Source organism: Sphingomonas endolithica (genome assembly GCF_025231525.1).
In the GTDB taxonomy this organism is placed as follows: Bacteria; Pseudomonadota; Alphaproteobacteria; order Sphingomonadales; family Sphingomonadaceae; genus Sphingomonas; species Sphingomonas endolithica.
Window position 1 is genome coordinate 3,408,352 of sequence record NZ_CP103057.1, and the last position, 17,905, is coordinate 3,426,256.

Annotated in this window: 18 protein-coding genes; 5 read left to right on the plus strand and 13 right to left on the minus strand. The window is 66.2% G+C overall.

The window, feature by feature from the left end:
* Positions 1 to 296 precede the first annotated feature (296 nt).
* The 4 genes from NV382_RS16025 to NV382_RS16040 all read right to left on the minus strand — a co-directional run bounded on the left by NV382_RS16025 (position 297) and on the right by NV382_RS16040 (position 2,972).
* The gene (locus NV382_RS16025) at positions 297 to 1,190 is read right to left on the minus strand and encodes an LOG family protein (protein WP_260597707.1); all 894 of its coding nucleotides are present in this window, start codon (positions 1,188 to 1,190) and stop codon (positions 297 to 299) included.
* 175 nt (positions 1,191 to 1,365) lie between these two features.
* Positions 1,366 to 2,034, minus strand: coding sequence for an extensin family protein (locus NV382_RS16030; RefSeq protein ID WP_260597708.1), 669 nt, complete (start codon positions 2,032 to 2,034; stop codon positions 1,366 to 1,368).
* 45 nt (positions 2,035 to 2,079) lie between these two features.
* Complete coding sequence (locus NV382_RS16035) at positions 2,080 to 2,640, minus strand: HAAS signaling domain-containing protein (protein ID WP_260597709.1); 561 nt, start codon at positions 2,638 to 2,640, stop codon at positions 2,080 to 2,082.
* Entirely contained in the window at positions 2,637 to 2,972 is a 336-nt protein-coding gene (locus tag NV382_RS16040) for a PadR family transcriptional regulator (RefSeq protein WP_260597710.1), read from the minus strand. The genes NV382_RS16035 and NV382_RS16040 overlap by 4 nt, the downstream gene beginning before the upstream one ends.
* 131 nt (positions 2,973 to 3,103) lie before the next feature.
* Here NV382_RS16040 and NV382_RS16045 point away from each other — a divergent pair, with 131 nt between their 5' ends.
* The 4 genes from NV382_RS16045 (at position 3,104) to NV382_RS16060 (ending at position 7,485) form a co-directional block, all read left to right on the plus strand.
* Positions 3,104 to 4,246 carry a phosphoserine transaminase gene (locus tag NV382_RS16045; protein ID WP_260597711.1) on the plus strand — a complete coding sequence of 381 codons (1,143 nt, stop codon included), beginning with the start codon at positions 3,104 to 3,106 and terminating at the stop codon, positions 4,244 to 4,246.
* Between the two features lie 102 nt (positions 4,247 to 4,348).
* On the plus strand, positions 4,349 to 5,926 hold the full coding sequence (gene serA, locus NV382_RS16050) for a phosphoglycerate dehydrogenase (RefSeq protein WP_260597712.1): 1,578 nt from the start codon (positions 4,349 to 4,351) through the stop codon (positions 5,924 to 5,926).
* Between the two features lie 102 nt (positions 5,927 to 6,028).
* Positions 6,029 to 6,385: an endonuclease domain-containing protein gene (locus NV382_RS16055; RefSeq protein WP_260597713.1), complete on the plus strand. Its 357-nt coding sequence runs from the start codon at positions 6,029 to 6,031 to the stop codon at positions 6,383 to 6,385.
* Positions 6,382 to 7,485 (plus strand): ATP phosphoribosyltransferase regulatory subunit, encoded by a 1,104-nt coding sequence (locus NV382_RS16060; protein WP_260597714.1) that lies wholly within the window; start codon positions 6,382 to 6,384, stop codon positions 7,483 to 7,485. The genes NV382_RS16055 and NV382_RS16060 overlap by 4 nt, the downstream gene beginning before the upstream one ends.
* Here the strand turns inward: NV382_RS16060 and NV382_RS16065 are convergent.
* Entirely contained in the window at positions 7,482 to 8,174 is a 693-nt protein-coding gene (locus tag NV382_RS16065) for a hypothetical protein (RefSeq protein ID WP_260597715.1), read from the minus strand. The genes NV382_RS16060 and NV382_RS16065 overlap by 4 nt on opposite strands.
* 38 nt (positions 8,175 to 8,212) lie before the next feature.
* Here NV382_RS16065 and NV382_RS16070 point away from each other — a divergent pair, with 38 nt between their 5' ends.
* Positions 8,213 to 9,502 (plus strand): adenylosuccinate synthase, encoded by a 1,290-nt coding sequence (locus NV382_RS16070; RefSeq protein WP_260597716.1) that lies wholly within the window; start codon positions 8,213 to 8,215, stop codon positions 9,500 to 9,502.
* Positions 9,503 to 9,538: 36 nt separating this feature from the next.
* Here the strand turns inward: NV382_RS16070 and NV382_RS16075 are convergent, their stop codons facing one another.
* The 8 genes from NV382_RS16075 to NV382_RS16110 form a co-directional block, all read right to left on the minus strand.
* Complete coding sequence (locus NV382_RS16075; RefSeq protein WP_260597717.1) at positions 9,539 to 9,823, minus strand: hypothetical protein; 285 nt, start codon at positions 9,821 to 9,823, stop codon at positions 9,539 to 9,541.
* Between the two features lie 106 nt (positions 9,824 to 9,929).
* Positions 9,930 to 11,000, minus strand: coding sequence for a chorismate synthase (gene aroC / locus NV382_RS16080; protein ID WP_260597718.1), 1,071 nt, complete (start codon positions 10,998 to 11,000; stop codon positions 9,930 to 9,932).
* A complete protein-coding gene (locus NV382_RS16085) occupies positions 10,997 to 11,419 on the minus strand; it encodes an endonuclease domain-containing protein (protein ID WP_260597719.1) in 423 nt (140 codons plus the stop codon). The genes aroC and NV382_RS16085 overlap by 4 nt, the downstream gene beginning before the upstream one ends.
* A gap of 68 nt (positions 11,420 to 11,487) precedes the next feature.
* The gene (gene fabI / locus NV382_RS16090; RefSeq protein ID WP_312026757.1) at positions 11,488 to 12,291 is read right to left on the minus strand and encodes an enoyl-ACP reductase FabI; all 804 of its coding nucleotides are present in this window, start codon (positions 12,289 to 12,291) and stop codon (positions 11,488 to 11,490) included.
* Positions 12,288 to 13,247 (minus strand): YihY/virulence factor BrkB family protein, encoded by a 960-nt coding sequence (locus tag NV382_RS16095; RefSeq protein WP_260597720.1) that lies wholly within the window; start codon positions 13,245 to 13,247, stop codon positions 12,288 to 12,290. Before NV382_RS16095 ends, fabI begins: the two co-directional genes overlap by 4 nt.
* Before the next feature lie 5 nt (positions 13,248 to 13,252).
* A complete protein-coding gene (locus NV382_RS16100) occupies positions 13,253 to 14,182 on the minus strand; it encodes a J domain-containing protein (RefSeq protein WP_260597721.1) in 930 nt (309 codons plus the stop codon).
* A gap of 240 nt (positions 14,183 to 14,422) precedes the next feature.
* The gene (locus NV382_RS16105) at positions 14,423 to 15,307 is read right to left on the minus strand and encodes a transglutaminase family protein (protein WP_260597722.1); all 885 of its coding nucleotides are present in this window, start codon (positions 15,305 to 15,307) and stop codon (positions 14,423 to 14,425) included.
* The gene (locus tag NV382_RS16110; RefSeq protein WP_260600451.1) at positions 15,304 to 17,787 is read right to left on the minus strand and encodes a circularly permuted type 2 ATP-grasp protein; all 2,484 of its coding nucleotides are present in this window, start codon (positions 17,785 to 17,787) and stop codon (positions 15,304 to 15,306) included. The genes NV382_RS16105 and NV382_RS16110 overlap by 4 nt, the downstream gene beginning before the upstream one ends.
* Positions 17,788 to 17,905: the final 118 nt, after the last annotated feature.

Sequence of the window (17,905 nt, forward strand, 5' to 3'; positions counted from 1 at the left end):
GCGGTACGAAGCGCAACGCCTAGACGGCAGTGCTCTGGGGCGTCATGAACCCCCGTTCGTCCTGAGTAGCCCCTTCGACTGCCTGCAAGGGCAGGCGCTCAGGACAGGCATCGAGTAGCGCGAAGCGGATCGAGAAGGCGTATCGAAGGATACGCGATACCGCGCTCCAAATGTGCTTCGATACGAGCCCTCGATACGCCCTGCGGGCTACTCGGTCTCTACTCAGCACGAACGGGTGGAAGTGACGTCTTCAGGCTGTAGCGCATGCAGCCCCGGCCCGCGCCGGGCGCGCCGTCTCACCCCTTCACCGCCTCCGATGGCTCGCGGTAAAACTCCTGCACCACGTTCCACGCTTCATCCGCCGTTTCGACGAAGGTGAACAGGCCAAGATCCTGCGGCGAGATCACGCCTTCCTCGACCAACGCCTCGAAATTCACCACCCGGTTCCAGAATTCGCGGCCGAACAGCAACACGGGGATCGGCTTGATCTTGCCGGTCTGGATCAGCGTCAGCAGCTCGAACAGTTCGTCGAACGTGCCGAACCCGCCCGGAAACGCCGCCAGCGCACGCGCGTGGAGCAGGAAGTGCATCTTGCGCAGCGCGAAATAGTGGAACTGCATCGACAGCGACGGGGTGACATAGGGGTTGGGCGCCTGTTCGTGCGGCAGCACGATGTTGAGGCCGATCGATTCCTGCCCCGCGTCATAGGCGCCGCGATTGGCGGCCTCCATGATCGACGGGCCACCGCCCGAGCAGACCACGAAGTGGCGTTTGCCTTCCTCGTCCAGCGGGCATTCGCTGACCTTGAAGGCCAGCTCGCGCGCGACATCGTAATATTTCGACTTGGCGACCAGGCTCTCGGCGATGCGGATCGCCTGTTCGCTGCCGCCCTCGGCATTGCGCGCGAAATCGAGCATCCCCTGCGCCTTGGATGGTTCGGGAATGCGCGCCGACCCGTACATCACGAAGGTGGAGGCGATGTTCGCTTCCTTCAGGATCAGTTCGGGCTTCAGCAATTCGAGCTGGAAGCGGATCGGCCGCAGATCCTCGCGCAGCAGGAAATCCATGTCCTGGAAGGCAAGACGGAAGCTGGGGCTTTCGGTCTGCGGGGTGTGGACGCCGGCACTGGCGGTCTCGGCATCCTGGCGAGCGCGCGGAAAGACGCGCGAGGGTACGTGTGTATCGGTCATCAGCGGCGCGTAGGGGATTTCACGCAGCGTTTGAAGCCCTGGTCGGGCGGGTGGCGCCTCACCCGATTGCCGTCATGCTGACGAAGGTCAGGATCCAGCGTGCCTCAGGGGCGAAGGCGACTGGGCCGAACTGGATCCTGACTTTCGTCAGATGACGGTGGCTTTGGGGGGCTGTTCAGCGACAGAATCGTGCCCGATCGTCTTCCAGATGCAGGTGGTTGTAATGCGCGGCGTTATAGTCGGGGCTGAGCACCGTGCCGAACCGCTTGCAGGCCGAGCCGTGGATCGTCTGCAGGAACGCGCGCACCTGTTCGTCGCCCGAGCGCCAATCCTTTTCGATGCTGATCCGCCGCCCATCGCGCAGGATGAAGGCCGACACGTCTACCGCATTGCCCGTGGCATGGCCGGACAATCGCGCAGGGCTTCCCGAACGGCCGACAACGTTACGGCAGGCATAGGTGCCCATCGTCTCCACGCGCACCACGTCGCTGCCCAGCATCTGGTGCGCGGCCGGCGCGATCGCATTGCGCGCCCAGCCGACGAACGCGCGTGCGACGCCGCAGCGCATGCCCTTGATGCCGGTCACGGGCAGGCCGATGTCGACCAGCTGCACCGCCCCGATCAGGCTGCATCTGCCGCCATAATCACGGTCGGGCAGGGGGGAATAGCGGATGCCGACCCGCGACAGATCGGCAAAGCAGGCCTGCGTTTCTTTGGACGTCGGGATGTTGAGGGTGATCGGGCGAGCGCCCACCGGGCGCGGCGGCACGCGGCGATCGTCGCCACCGCAGGCGGCGAGTGACAATGGCAGAAGAAGTACCGGAATGAATTTCTTAAGTGTCATGGCCGCATGATGTCAGCGCGCTGGTGAATATAAGCCGACCGGCATCTAACGGCCAAGGAGATGGCGTGCGCGGTGGCGAAGCACCTGCGTACCGAACAGATAGCAGCCAATCGCTGCCGCCAGTGCGACGGGGATGATCCACAGGCCGAGCAGATCCGCACCGGTGGGCGGAACTGCCACCAGTCCGGCCAGGGTGGCGCCATCGCCTGTTCGCCAAAGCCCGACATTGGCGGGCATGACCGGCTTTGCCGCAGCCACTACCAGAAAGGTGAGCGCGAAGACGTAGCACAGGACCGCACCGAAACCCGCGCCAAGCGCCGCCACGTTGCGCGACCCACGGCTGAGTATGGCGAGCAACAGCCGGCCCGGCGCTGCGCGGTGCAGCGCGCCGGCCAGTTCATATTCCTCGACGAAGCGCCGTGCCAGCAGATGCGGCGGCCCGAGTTTCTCGTAAGCGCGGGCCGCAGCATCGCGTCCTGCGGTCGCGCTCTCGCTCAGATGGCTGTGTATCTCCGCTGCGATGTTCAGCCGATCTTCGTGCGGCAGGCTCTGCAGCGCCCAGAGCAGCTTGCGGACATAAGCGTCGGCTTCGGTCGGTTCGGTCATGTCTCTTTCTCCACGGCAGCAGAAACCATCTTGCGGAACTCGGACCAGCGGGCGCGCATCTCGTCGGCGAGCGCACGACCTTGTGGCGTTAGAGTGTAGAATTTTCGCGGCGCCACGCCGTCGCTCCCTGTCGACCAGCGTGCGACGATACGGCCGCCTTTCTCCAGCCGGGCGAGCATCGGATACAATGCGCCGTCGCTGACCAGATCACCGCCGGCATTGGCCTTGCGGAGTATCTGCAGCCCATAGGCCTCGCCATCGGCCAGCGCGGAGAGGACGACGAGTTCGGCCGCGCCCTTGCGTAATTGCGACTGCCACGACTCGATCTCCATGACATATGGGTATAGCAGGGTATCTTGTTATGCAAGTACTATGGCGATTGACAGATGTCTGAACGCCTCTAGAGGCGGCGACGGGCCACGCGGTCCCAACGCCGCGCGTGCTCTCTGTGAGGAGAGACTACATGACTGATCTACCTGCCGCCCCGGCCCGTAAACCGGCGCGTCCCTACTTTTCTTCCGGCCCTTGCGCGAAACCGCCCGGCTGGACCCCCGAGAAATTTGCCACCGACGTGCTCGGCCGGTCGCATCGCTCGAAGATCGGCAAAACGCGTCTGGCGTACTCGATCGACCTGATGCGCGAATTGCTCAAGCTGCCGGATACGCATCGCATCGGCATCGTCCCCGGCTCCGACACTGGCGCGTTCGAGATGGCGATGTGGACGATGCTGGGCGCCAAGCCCGTCACCACGCTCGCCTGGGAAAGCTTCGGCGAAGGCTGGGTGACCGATGCGGTCAAGCAGCTCAAGATCGATCCGACCGTGATTCGCGCCGATTATGGCCAGCTGCCCGATCTCACCGCCGTCGACTGGTCGAACGACGTGCTGTTCACCTGGAACGGCACCACCTCGGGCGTGCGCGTGCCGAATGCTGACTGGATCCCGGCCAACCGCGAGGGGCTGAGCTTCGCCGATGCAACCTCGGGCGTGTTCGCCTATGATATCGACTGGGACAAGATCGATGTCGCCACGTTCAGCTGGCAGAAGGTGCTGGGCGGCGAGGGCGGCCACGGCGTGCTGATCCTGGGGCCGCGCGCGGTCGAGCGACTGGAAAGCTATACGCCGGCCTGGCCGCTGCCCAAGGTGTTCCGCCTGGTCTCGAAGGGCAAGCTGACCGAGGGCGTGTTCAAGGGCGAGACGATCAACACGCCGTCGATGCTGGCGGTCGAGGACGCGATCCTGGCGCTGGAATGGGCGAAATCGGTCGGCGGCGCGGACGGGCTGATCGCGCGCAGTGACGCCAACGCCGCGGCGCTCGACAAGATCGTCGAGGAGCGCTCGTGGCTGGGGCATCTCGCCGCTGATCCAGCGACGCGCTCGAAGACCAGCGTGTGTTTGACGGTCGAGGGTGCGGACGAGGGAGCGATCAAAGCGTTCGCGGCACTGCTGGAGAAGGCGGACGCGGCCTATGATATCGCCGGGTATCGCGATGCGCCGGCGGGTCTGCGCATCTGGTGCGGCGCGACCGTCGATACGGCGGATATCGAGGCGCTGGGGCCGTGGCTGGACTGGGCCTATGCCTCGGTCATGGCGCCTGCCGCCGCTTAATCTATCGTCATCCCCGCGAAGGCGGGGATCCATACCCACTGCCGTCAGCGATTATGGATCCCCGCCTGCGCGGGGATGACGGCTGTTTCGAAAGACAATATCATGCCAAAAGTCCTCATCAGCGACCAGATGGATCCCAAAGCCGCGCAGATCTTCCGCGAACGCGGTGTCGAGGTCGACGAGATCACCGGCAAGACACCCGACGAACTGATCGCGATCATCGGCGATTATGATGGCCTGGCGATCCGCTCCTCCACCAAGGTGACCAAGGCAATCCTCGCCGCCGCGACCAACCTGAAGGTCATCGGCCGCGCAGGCATAGGGGTCGACAATGTCGATATCCCCTCCGCCTCGGCGCAGGGCGTCGTCGTAATGAACACGCCGTTCGGCAATTCGATCACTACCGCCGAACACGCCATCGCGCTGATGTTCGCGCTCGCGCGGCAATTGCCCGAGGCGGATGCCAGCACGCAGGCCGGCAAGTGGGAGAAGAACCGCTTCATGGGTGTCGAGCTGACGTCGAAGACGCTGGGTCTCATCGGCGCGGGCAATATCGGCTCGATCGTCGCCGATCGCGCGCTGGGCCTGAAGATGAAGGTCGTGGCGTTCGATCCGTTCCTCACCCCCGAACGCGCGGTCGAGATGGGCGTGGAGAAGGTGACGCTCGACGAGCTGCTCGCGCGCGCCGATTTCATCACGCTGCACACGCCGCTGACCGACCAGACCCGCAACATCCTGTCGGCCGAGAACCTCGCCAAAACCAAGCCCGGCGTGCGCATCATCAACTGCGCACGCGGCGGGCTGATCGACGAGGCGGCGCTGAAGGCGGGGCTCGATTCGGGCCATATCGGCGGCGCGGCGCTCGACGTCTTCGTGACCGAACCAGCCAAGGAATCGCCGTTGTTCGGCACCCCGAACTTCGTTTCCACCCCGCATCTCGGCGCCTCGACCAACGAGGCGCAGGTCAATGTCGCGATCCAGGTCGCCGAGCAGATGGCCGACTATCTGATGACCGGTGGCGTCACCAACGCGCTCAACGTGCCGTCGCTCTCGGCCGAGGAAGCGCCCAAGCTGAAGCCGTACATGGCGCTGGCCGAAAAGCTCGGCTCGCTCGTCGGGCAGCTGGCGCATGGCGCGTTGACGGGGATCAACATCGAGGTCGGCGGTGCGGCGGCCGCACTCAACCAGAAGCCGATCACCAGCGCGGTGCTCGCCGGCCTGATGCGCGTGCACACCGACACGGTGAACATGGTCAACGCGCCGTTCCTCGCCAAGGAACGCGGTATCGACGTCCGCGAGACGCGCCACGAGCGCGAAAGCGATTACCACACGTTGCTGCGCATCACGGTGAAGACCGATGCCGGCGACCGCTCGGTCGCGGGCACCCTGTTCGGCGATCAGGCACCGCGCCTGGTCGAACTGTTCGGGATCAAGGTCGAGGCCGATCTTGCCGGCCACATGCTGTACGTCGTGAACGAAGACGCGCCGGGCTTCATTGGCCGGCTGGGCTCGCTGCTCGGCGAACAGGGCGTCAATATCGGCACCTTCCACCTCGGCCGCCGCTCGGCCGGCGGCGAGGCGGTGCTGCTGCTGTCGGTCGACGAGCCGGTGACGCAGGACCTGCTGGGCAAGGTGCGTTCGCTGGCTGGCGTGCGCACGGCGATGGGGTTGTCGTTCTAAGGTAACCGGCGCTAATTTTCCTCCCTCTCCCCTCGGGGGAGAGGGTCGGGTAGAGGGGCCGTGCCCAAGAAAGACGAGCTTCAGCTACAGCGTGCCAAAGCGATGCGCAGCGAGCCGACCGGCCCCGAAGCGCGTTTATGGTATCACCTACGCGCTAAGCGGCTCGGCGGGGTCAAGTTCAGCCAGCAAGTTCTGATCGGCCGCTACACCGTCGATTTCGCCGCGCGCTCGCAAAAGCTGGTGATTGAGCTTGACGGCGACAGCCATGCCGGGAACGAGCGCTACGACGCCGCGCGCACTGCTTGGCTAGAGGCTCAAGGATTTCGCGTGCTCCGTTTTTCCAACGCCGACGTGATGGGGAACGAACCCGCGGTGCTGCAGATCATTCTCGATGCGCTCGGCACTGCCCCTCTCCCCGGCCCTCTCCCCAAAGGGGAGAGGGAGAAGGACGACGAATGACCGCTCTCCTCCCCCAAGGCTTTCGAGACCGCCTGCCGCCCTTCGCCGATGCCGCCGCCCGGCTGGAGGCGGCGATCCTGGGTGCGGCCTATGCGCATGGCTATGAGCGCGCCGACCCTGCGCTTGCCGAGTTCGAAGCCGGCCTTGCCGGGCGCCTGAAGGCGGCGCGCGCGCAGGATGCGGTGCGTTTCGTCGATCCGGTCAGCCAGGCGACGCTCGCCATCCGCCCGGACATGACCGCGCAGATCGGCCGCATCGCCGCGACCCGCATGGGGCATCACCCGCGCCCGGTGCGCCTGTCTTATGCCGGCCCGATCCTCAAGCTGCGCGCCTCGCAACTGAGCCCCGAGCGCGAACGCCGGCAGATCGGCTGCGAGTTGATCGGGCTGGATACCGTCGCGGCAGCGATCGAGATCGTACAGGTCGCGGTCGAGGCCTTGGCGGCGGCTGGCGTGACCGGTCTGTCGATCGATTTCACCTTGCCCGATCTGGTCGCCACGCTGGCTGCCGGACCGTTGCCGCTCGACGACGCGCTGGTGCCGGCGGTGCGCGACCGCCTCGACGCCAAGGATGCCGGCGGCGTAGCGGAGCTTGCGCCCGCCTATCTGCCGCTGATCGAGGCGGCCGGCCCGTTCGACATGGCGCATGACCGGCTCTGCGCGCTGGACGCGGGCGGCGCACTGACCTCGCGGCTCGACGGCCTGTGGAAGATCGCCGAAAGCGTCCGCGGCCATGCGCAGCTGACGCTCGACCCGACCGAACGCCACGGCTTCGAGTATCAAAGCTGGCTCGGCTTCTCGATCTTTGCAGAGGGTGTGCGCGGCGAAATCGGGCGCGGCGGCAGCTACACGATCGTGCACGAAAGCGGCGCGGAGGAAGCCGCAATGGGCTTCTCGCTCTACGCCGACGCGATCGTTGCGGGGGGCGCAGGCACGATCGAGCGCCGGCGGTTGTTCGTGCCGCTCGGCACGGATGCTGCGGTGGCGGCGCGGATGCGGGCGGAAGGCTGGGTCACCGTCGCCGCGCTGGAAGCGGGCGATACGCCCGAGGCGCAGCTCTGCACCCACGTGCTGGCTGATGGCGCGGTGCGGAGCCTTTAATCGGCGGGTTTTTCACTTGAGTCTTGGATGAGCGTGAGATGGCCCAGTGGTGGCCGCTCTGACATCGCTTTAGCCAAGGCAATCAGCGATGTTGGGGAATCGATCGCGCAATAGTCCGTCAGCAGGATGTCGACCGAACGCCCCCCACGCAGCATGGATTTGGGACAATCCCGTTGCAGCACGTCGAAACGCCGAATGATCCCGCTGCCGGGCTTGCGGCTCATAAGCAGATAGTCGCTGCCGGGTCTGACGCCGATCTGAAGCGTCCATAATTCGATCTTCGGGTCTTTGCTGAGCAGCACGAAGAAGGACGGTCTTTGATCGCTCGTATCGAGCCCGGCTTTGTCGTTTGCCGTCCCGACCAGCGCCCAGCAATGGAATGCGCCATGATTGGAAAAGCCGTACCAGAGCGGGTCTTCATCCTTACTGCTCGAGCGATATATCCAGTTCCCGAACGCTACCCGAGTACTGCAACCGATTGCGTCGCCGCCCATGGACTGCGGCCATTTATCGGCGGTTTCCTTGAACAGCGGCAGGTCTGCGTGCAGAAGGTCGTCGGCCGGCGCCGCGTCGCGATCTGATGCGTAGACCGGCGTGGCAACTGAAGGAGCAACGCGGCGATGGCGAGTCTCGGCGACACTTACGTCTCCTTCTGGCGCGCCAAAGAATTGGACGATCGGGCTGCCCATGTCTACAGGAGCGCCCTTCAGGAATTCGGGAATATGCCTTGGCGAACGTAGCAGTGATCGGCGCCCAATGGGGTGATGAGGGCAAGGGCAAGATCGTCGACTGGCTCGCCGAGCGCGCCGATGTCGTGGTGCGCTTCCAGGGTGGGCACAATGCCGGCCATACCCTTGTCGTGGGCGAGAAGGTCTACAAGCTCTCGCTGCTGCCGTCGGGCATCGTGCGCGGTACGCCGTCGGTGATCGGCAATGGCGTGGTGCTCGATCCGTGGCATTTGAAGGCCGAGGTCGAGAAGCTGGCCGGGCAGGGCGTGCATATCACGCCGGACACGCTGATTATCGCCGACAACTGCGCTCTGATCCTGCCGTTCCACCGCGATCTCGATTCGCTGCGCGAGGATGCGAGCGGCGCAGGCAAGATCGGCACGACGCGGCGGGGCATCGGGCCGGCTTATGAGGACAAGGTCGGCCGGCGCGCGATCCGCGTGTGCGATCTGGCGCATCTCGACGCGCTCGACGCGCAACTCGACCGGCTGACCGCGCATCACGATGCCTTGCGTGCAGGATTCGGCGAGCCGCCGATCGACCGCGCGCGGCTGGTTGCGGAGCTGCGCGAGATTGCGGGCTTCGTGCTGCAATTCGCCAAGCCCGTCTGGCGCGATCTCAACGCGCAGCGCGCAGCGGGCAAGCGCATCCTGTTCGAAGGTGCGCAGGGCGTGCTGCTCGATGTCGATCACGGCACCTATCCGTTCGTTACCTCGTCCAACACGATCGCCGGCACGGCGGCGGGCGGCTCCGGCCTAGGGCCGAGCGCGGTCGGCTTCGTGCTGGGTATCACCAAAGCCTATACTACGCGGGTCGGCTCGGGGCCGTTCCCGACCGAGCTGGACGACGAGACCGGCGAGCGGCTCGGGCAGCGCGGGCATGAATTCGGTACGGTCACCGGGCGCAAGCGGCGCTGCGGCTGGTTCGATGCCGTGTTGGTGCGGCAGTCGGCGGCCGTTGGCGGGATTACCGGCATCGCGCTGACCAAGATCGACGTGCTCGACGGGTTCGAGCAGGTCAACATCTGCACCGGCTATACGCTGGATGGAGCGGAGCTGGATTATTTCCCGGCGCATGCGGCGGATCAGGCGCGGGTTGTGCCGGTGTACGAAACCATGCCGGGGTGGCAGGAATCTACCGCGGGGGCACGTAGCTGGGCCGATCTGCCCGGTCAGGCGATCAAATATATCCGTCGCATCGAAGAACTGATCCGTTGCCCGGTGGCGTTGGTATCGACCAGCCCAGAGCGCGACGACACGATCCTGGTGCGGGATCCGTTCGCCGACTGACAAAAAGGCCGCGACTGGCGTCGCGGCCTGACCGTCTTACTTCGGTTTACGGTGCTTCTTTGATTTTTCGCCCGTTGTTGCTGCCGCATCGGTCGCGGTGTCGGGCGTCGTCGTTGTGGTCGTGCTGTCCGTCGTCGTAGTCGTCGAGGGACTTGCCGGATCGACGCCCGGATTGGCCGTGGTCGAATCCGGGATGGTCGGGCCGGTGGTCGACTGACCGGGGGTGGGCGTCGATGGCGACGTCTGGCCGGTCGTTGGCGCGGTCTGGGCCAGCGCAGCGGTCGAGAGGCCAAGTGCGGCGACGCCGATGAGAGTCTTCATATACATTCTCGTTCTCCTGTCCTGTATAATCAGGTCAGGGATAAGAACGCCGTCGTCCGCAAAAGGACGCTCAACCTGTCCCTTCAATCGAACGCCTTGCCTTTGTTCAGCCACATTGTGCCCGATGAAGCAGCTTCTGATCGGCCAATACTAGAGCCATCATCGCCTCTACTACCGGAGCGCCGCGGATGCCGACGCACGGATCATGGCGTCCCTTGGTCATGATCTCGGTCGCCGCTCCATCACGCGTGATCGTTTCGACCGGTGTCAGGATCGAGCTGGTCGGCTTGAACGCCACGCGGATGGTGACCGGCTGGCCGGTGGAAATGCCCCCCGCGATCCCGCCCGCATGGTTGGCGAGGAACTCCGGCCCCCCCGCGCCACCCGGACGCATCGCATCGGCATTGTCTTCCCCGCGCAGCGCTGCTGCGGAGAAGCCGTCGCCGATCTCGACCCCTTTCACCGCATTGATGCTCATGCACGCAGCGGCCAGTTCGCTGTCCAGCTTGGCATAAAGCGGCGCGCCCCAGCCGGCGGGCACGCCGGTCGCCTCGCACGCGATCGCGGCGCCGAGCGACGAGCCGTTCTTGCGCGCGGCATCGATCATCGTCTCCCAGCGTCGCGCAGCTTCCGCGTCGGGGCAGAAGAACGGGTTCAGGTCGATCTGTTCGGCATCGAAATTGGCCGGATCGATGGCATCGCCACCAATCGCCTCGACCCATGCGCGGACGCGCACCTCGGGGATCACCAGCCGCGCCACCGCGCCCGCCGCCACCCGCGCCGCCGTCTCGCGCGCCGAGGATCGGCCTCCACCGCGATAATCGCGAAAGCCATACTTCGCGTCATAGGCAAAATCGGCATGGCCGGGGCGATAGGCATGGGCGACCTCGGAATAATCCTTTGATCGCTGGTCGACATTCTCGATCATCAGGCTGATCGGCGTGCCCGTGCTGCGCCCCTCGAACGTGCCCGAGAGGATGCGCACCTGATCCGGCTCCTGGCGCTGCGTGGTGAAGCGCGAGGTGCCCGGGCGGCGCTTGTCGAGGAACGGCTGGATGTCGGCCTCGCCGAGCGACAGCCCCGGCGGGCATCCATCGACCACGGCGCCCAACGCAGGCCCATGGCTTTCACCCCAGGTAGTGAACCGGAAAACGCGCCCGAACGTGTTGAAGCTCAAAATCCCTCTCCCCAATGGGGGAGAGGGAGGGGCCCGCTCGGCGCAGCCGAGTGGGAGGGTGAGGGGGCGAGTGCGGCTCGAATTACCTCCGCCACGCCGTCGACATTGCCCATCACATCGCCATTGGTAAAACGAAGCACCCTGTAGCCCTCACGTTCCAGAAATGCCGTCCGCTGGGCATCGTACAATTCGGTTTGAGCGTGCGTATCGCCATCGATCTCGATCACCAGTCGCTGGGCCTGGCAAACAAGATCTCCATAGAATGGCCCTATGCGTTGCTGACGGCGGAACTTGTGACCGTCAAGCGAGCCGCCGCGCAGGGCAGACCAGAGCTTGGCTTCGGCGAGGGTGGAGTTGCGCCGGAGTTCGCGCGCGCGGGCGATGCTACCATCGTCGACTGTGTACCGGGATCGCGTCACCAGCCCTCACCCTTCCCACCGCTGCGCGGCGGGCCCCTTCCCTCTCCCCCGAAGGGGAGAGGGAGTCCTCAGACCAACGCGATATCCGGTGCGTCCTCGGCCTTCATGCCGATCACATTGTACCCGGCGTCGACATGATGGGTCTCGCCCGTCACGCCGCTCGCCAGGTCGCTCAGCAGGTACAGGCCGGCGCCGCCGACATCCTCGATCGTCACGTTGCGCTTGAGCGGCGAGTTGAACTCGTTCCACTTCAGGATCAGCCGGAAATCGCCGATGCCGCTGGCGGCCAGCGTCTTGATCGGCCCGGCGGAGATCGCATTTACGCGAATATTGTCGCCGCCAAGATCGACCGACAGATATTGCACGCTGGTCTCGAGCGCTGCCTTGGCCACGCCCATCACGTTGTAATGCGGGATGACCTTCTCGGCGCCATAATAGCTGAGCGTCAGCAACGCACCGCCATTCGGCATCATCGCCGATGCACGCTTGGCCACTGCGACGAACGAATAGACCGAGATGTTCATCGTCATCAGGAAATTGTCGAGACTGGTATCGACATAGCCGCCGCGTAGCTCGTTCTTGTCGGAAAAGCCGATCGCATGCACGACGAAGTCGATCGTCGGCCACCGCTCGGCAAGCGTCGCGAAGCACGTATCGAGATCCGCCATGTCCGAAACGTCGCACGGGATCAGGAAATCCTGTCCCAGCGATGCCGCCAGCGGCCGCACCCGCTTCTCCAGCGCCTCGCCCTGATAGCTGAACGCCAATTCCGCCCCATGTTCGGCCAGCTTCTGCGCGATCCCCCAGGCCAGCGACTTGTCGTTCGCAAGCCCCATGATGAGCCCGCGCTTGCCTTGCATCAATCCATTCACGCCGTCGCCGCCTCCACACTCTTGTCCGGCGTCTGTACGACGGGTTCGGGGGGTTCCGCCAGTGCTGCGTTGAGATGCGCGCCGAACACCAGCCCCAGACCGATGAGATAGAAGAACAACAGCATCACGACCACGCCGGCCAGGCTGCCATAAGTCATGTCATAGCCGCCGAGCTGCGCCAGGACGAGCGGCAACGCCGCGGTCATGCTCACCCACCAGACGGTGGTGAACAGCGCGCCCGGCCATTTGCGCGAATCGGTATAGCGATATTTGGACGGCGTGACCGAGTAGAACAGCATGTACAGCGCGCCGAACATCACCAGCCCGGGGATGATGCGCGACAGGCCGATCCAGCCGGCGGCATCCTCGGCAAAGGGCAGCAGGCGATAGATGAACTGCTCGGCGGCGGTCAGGATGCCCTGGATCAGGAACGAGATCAGGGCCAGGATCACCGAGGCGACAATCGCCAGGCTCAGCCCCAAGCGTGCGCGCCACATCGGTGCACTGGCAACGGTGCCGTAAGCCTTGCGGAAGATATCGCGGATCGTCTCGACGAAGCTGCCCACTGTCCACAGCCCGACCAGCGCGCCCAGCCACAGCAGTGATCCGGTGCGCGCCGCCAGCACGTCGCTGATCGGCTTGCGCAGCAACTCGCTCACGTCTGCCGGCAGTACGTGCAGGAAGGAACTCACCGCGCGCTGCGTCTCCTCGCTCTGCCCGAACAGCGACAAGACGGCGGCCGCGACGATGAAGAACGGGAACACCGTCATCAGGGTTAGGTAGGCCAAGTTGCCGGCATACATGAAGCCGTCGGTGTACACGCCGATCCCGGCGCGCTTGAACGTCCGCCAGGCATAAGCGAACGGCTTCACCACCGGCGGCGCCTGTTCGGGATCGGGGCCGTCCTCGCCATGTTGGGCACGATGTTCGGGCGAAGCGGGGGAAATATCGGTCACACGGTTCAGACGCCCAGATTGGCGCGCGGGTTCCGCGTGTCGCTCCAGCCGGCCAAGAATTCGGCAAGCGCGGCATCCTGTGTCGGAAGATCGACCATCAACGTCACCAGCTGATCGCCGCGCGTGCCATCCTTGCGGTGGAAGCCGCGCCCGCGCAACCGCAGCGTCTTGCCCGACGTGGATCCGGCCGGCACGCTCAGCATCACCGCACCCTCGACGGTCGGCACGCGCACGCTGGCACCTAGCACCGCTTCGCCGAGCGTGACCGGCAGGTCGATCCGGACATTGTCGCCATCGCGCACGAAGAAACGGTGCGGCTGGACGTTGATCGTCACCATGCCGTCGCCGGCGCCGCCCGGCCCCTGCTGGCCCTTGCCGGTCAGGCGCATCTGCATGCCGTCGTCGAACCCGGCAGGCAGTTTGAGGTCGATCGTCTTGCCGTCCGCAAGCGTCACGCGCTGCGGGGCGAGTGTCGCGGCATCGATGAACGGCACCGCCAGGCTGTACCCGATATTCGCGCCCTTGGCCGCCGCCTGCCGCCGCCCGAAGCCGCCGAACGCGCCGCCGAGACCACTGGCAAAGCCGCCGCGCTGCGCACCGCCGAACAGCCCCTCGAACAGATCGCTCGCATCGCCGCTCTCGCCGAAATCGCTGCCACGAAAGCCGCCCGGCGTTCCGCCGCCGCCTTGCCCGAAGCCGAACGGCGCGGCCGGGTTGCCGTCGCCGTCGATCTCGCCGCGGTCGAAGCGCGCGCGCTTGTCCTTGTCGTTCAGCAGGTCGTACGCCTGCGTCGCCTGGCTGAACCGCTCGGTCGCCTTGGGATTGTCCTTGTTGCGGTCCGGATGCAGCTCCTTGGCGAGCTTGCGATACGCCTTCTTGATGTCGGCCTCGCTGGCGGTGCGTTCGACGCCAAGCGTTTTATAGGGATCGGCCACGATGTTCCTCTGGTAGATGGATTTGCCGCCTATTTGGGGGATCGGTTAGGGGAGTGCAACGCTTGCTCCGTTGCCATGGTGTCGGATGCTTGGTGCTCATCCACCCGCTCCGATGCGTCATTCCCGCGCAGGCGGGGATCCATACTGGCTGACGCCGGTTCGTTCGAGCGACCGAGGGAGACTATGGATCCCCGCCTGTGCGAGGATGACGAGGCAGCGGGACGCGCAGTTCGCGAAAAGTCAGCCCGCCACCACTGGCGCCACGTCGACACTCACGTCCATCTTCTGCGCGCCCGATCCCAGCACGATGCCGTCGATCGGCGCGATCTCGGCATAATCGCGGCCGATCGCCATCACGATATGGTCGCCTGCCATCCAGATGCCGTTGGTGGGATCGACCCCGACCCAGCCGAGCGCCTCGCCACACCATAACAGCACCCAGGCATGCGTCGCATCCGCGCCGACCAGCCGTTCCTGTCCCTCTGGCGGCAGCGTGCGGATATAGCCCGAGGCATAAGCCGCGGGCAGGCCTGCCGCGCGCAGGCCGGTGATCATGATCTGCGCGAAATCCTGGCACACGCCGCCGCGCTTGACGAAGGCCTCGTGCGGCGGCGTGTCGACCAACGTCGCCTCGGTGTCGAAATCGAACTCGCGCTGGATGCGCAGCGCCAGGCCGATCGCTGCCTCCAGGCACGGCCGCGCCGGATCCAGCTCCTGCGCGCACCATTCGGCGATGTCGCGGTCGAGCGGGATGAGCGGGGAGGGGAAGAGATAGCCTGCCGGCCCCGCCGCCGACGGATCACGGCTGACGCGCGCCTGTGCCGCGATCTCCGCCAGCGTGGGGTCGCGCGGCGACGGCATCGGCACCGGGCGATCGACCACGATGCGTGACACGCTTTCGATCGTCAGGTGCCGCACCGGCTCCTCGATCACCAACCGCGTGACATTAGCGAGTCCCGCCTCCGCGCGCGCGGGCGATGTGCGGCCCGACGGCGACACCGTCAGCTGATAGTCCTCCAGCACTTGGCCCGACCAGTGGATCGGCTTCAGGCGCAGGTTGCAGCGCGCGAAATTCACGCGGCGACCATAATCGAAACGGGTGACGTGGCGGATATCGTAGATCATGCCAGCGTCATCCCGGCCGCGCGAAACGGCGTCGCGCCCTGCAGGAAATAGCGCCGCGCCACCGCATCAGACAGTGCGAACAGGCGCCGCTCGATATCGCCCAGCATCTCGGCATCCAGCCCGGCCGCGGTGGCGGTCGAGACGATCGCCACCAGCCCGGCCGCCTCGGCCTGCTGCACTTCGTTCATGCCGTCATCGCCCAGCACCGGCAGCGCCTTCATGTGCGCGCAGATCGCCTCGATCTGGAACGCCAGCGCGCGGGGGTTGCCGGGGTCGAGCGCAACCAGATCGACCACCGGCACGCGCGCAATGCCGGTCAGGTAACGCTGGCGATAGCTGATCTGGCTGTTGGCCAAATCGAGCAAGGTGGACAGATCGTCCGCGCTCGCTCCGCTCAGCCCGAACGCCCACACTGCGCGCGTCACGCTCAGCGCGCGCTCGATCCGCCGGCCGAGATCGTGGAAACGCCACGCCGCGGTGCGCCCCATATGCTCCGCCGCCAACCCCGACAAAGCGGCATAGCGGCGCTGCAGCGATCCCGCACGGTCCAGCATCCCGCCCTTGGCGGGGGACGGCGCATCCAGCAGTCGCGTGACGTCCGCCGACAGCCGGTCGCGCGATCCCTGCCCGATGCCGCGCGCCATGCCGTTCAGCCAGCGCACGCTGTTCCACTCCGTCTCCGCCTCCATCGCGGTGCGCGCTAACTGCGTCAGGTCGCTGCGACGCAGGGTCGGGGGATGCGGCGCGGCACCCGCATTCACCACCAGGCCGACCAGCTTGCCCACCGTCGCCGGTGACAAAGCCGCGCCCGCATCGGCATCGATCGAATTGCCCAGCATCACGCGGATCACGCCGAGCAGCGCCTCGCCACGTTCGAGATAACGGCCGAGCCAGAAGAAATTGTCCGCCACGCGGCTCGGCAGCGTGCCCGGATTGCGCCTGATATGCACCGAATCCGTCGCCGGCAGCAGCGACACCGGTTCGACCGCTTCGGCGCCGTGCACCACGACATCGGCCGACCAACTGCCTTCGCCCATCACATTGGCGCGCGGATCGCTGTCGTCGCCGATCCGCGCGAACCCGCCCGGCATGATCGTCCACCCGCCATTGGCATCGCGCGCCGCGAACACGCGCAGGGTGAACGGGCGCGCGACCAGCGTATCGCCCGCCACCACCGGCATGGTCGAGAGCCGCACCACTTCCTGCCCGACATAATCCTCCGGCCGGCGGACCATGTCGGCGATCAGCTGCTCGCGCACCGCGCCGACCATGTCCGCGCCATGCCGCGCCACGCCGTCAGGCAGGCCGAGCGGCGCCACGCCGAATGCAGGGCCGATCAGCAAGGCGTCGAAATCCTCGATCACGCGCGCGCGCTCCGCTTCCTGGCCGCACCACCAGGTGGCGATGTTGGGCAGCAACAGGTCGCGCCCGGTCAGCCGCATGGCCAGCCGTGGTAGGAACGCGCCGAACGCGGCGGATTCCAGCACGCCTGCGCCCGGCGTATTGGCGATCACCACTTCGCCCGCGGCCATCGCGTCCACCAGCCCCGGCACGCCGATGCGCGAATGCGAATCGAACGCTAGCGGGTCGAGCATCCGGGGGTCGGTGCGCCGCCACAGCGCATCTATGCGCTTCAACCCGCCGATCGTGCGGACGTACAGCCGGTCCTCCAGCACCGCCAGATCGTCGCCCTCGACCAGCAGCAGCCCCAGATACCGTGCGAGGTGCGCCTGTTCGGCATAGCTCGCGCTGTAGCGGCCGGGCGTCAGCAGCCCGATGCGCGGCTCGACGCGCCGGCACGCCGCGGCCAGCCCGTCGCGGAAGGCGGCAAAGAACGGCGCATGGCGCTGCGCGTTCAGCCGCGATTGCAGCCCGCCCAGCGTGCGCGACACCGCCAGCCGGTTCTCCAGCGCATAGCCGGCGCCGACCGGCCCGCGCAGGTGATCGCCCAGCACGCGCCACTCGCCGGTCGGCCCGCGCCCGAGATCCACCGCGATGAATTGCAGGTGGTGTCCGCCCGGCGGCACCAGCCCGACCATCGGGCGCAGGAAATAGGGGCTGCCGCCGACCAACGCCGCCGGGATCAACCCGCCGGTCACCAATGTCGCCTGGCCGTACAGATCGGCCAGGATCGCTTCCATCAGCTCGACACGCTGCCGCACCCCCGCCTCTATCCCGGCCCATTCCGCAGCGCCGATCAGCAGCGGCACGGGCGAGACCGGCCAGGGCCGCTCGTCGCTCTCACCGATGATGCGAAAGCCGGTGCCGATATCCTCGGCATGCCGCTGCACGCGCTCGCGCGCATGGCCGAGATCGTCGCCGGCGACCGCGGCGAGTTCCTCGAACATCGCGGCCCAGGCGGGATCGTCCACATTCGAACAGAGCACGTCGCCGTGCACCGACTGCTGGCAATATTCCGCGATCCAGCGCTGCGCATGAATGCCTGCGTCGAGCAGGGACGGGGCCGGCATGGTCGCTATCGCAGTTCCCCGGCGAAGGTCAGGTCCCAGTCGAGGGACGTCGCGACTGGGCCCCAGCCTTCGCCGGGGAACTGCGTGCCGCAATGTCCGTCCATTTCAGTCACGCCGCATCCTGTGT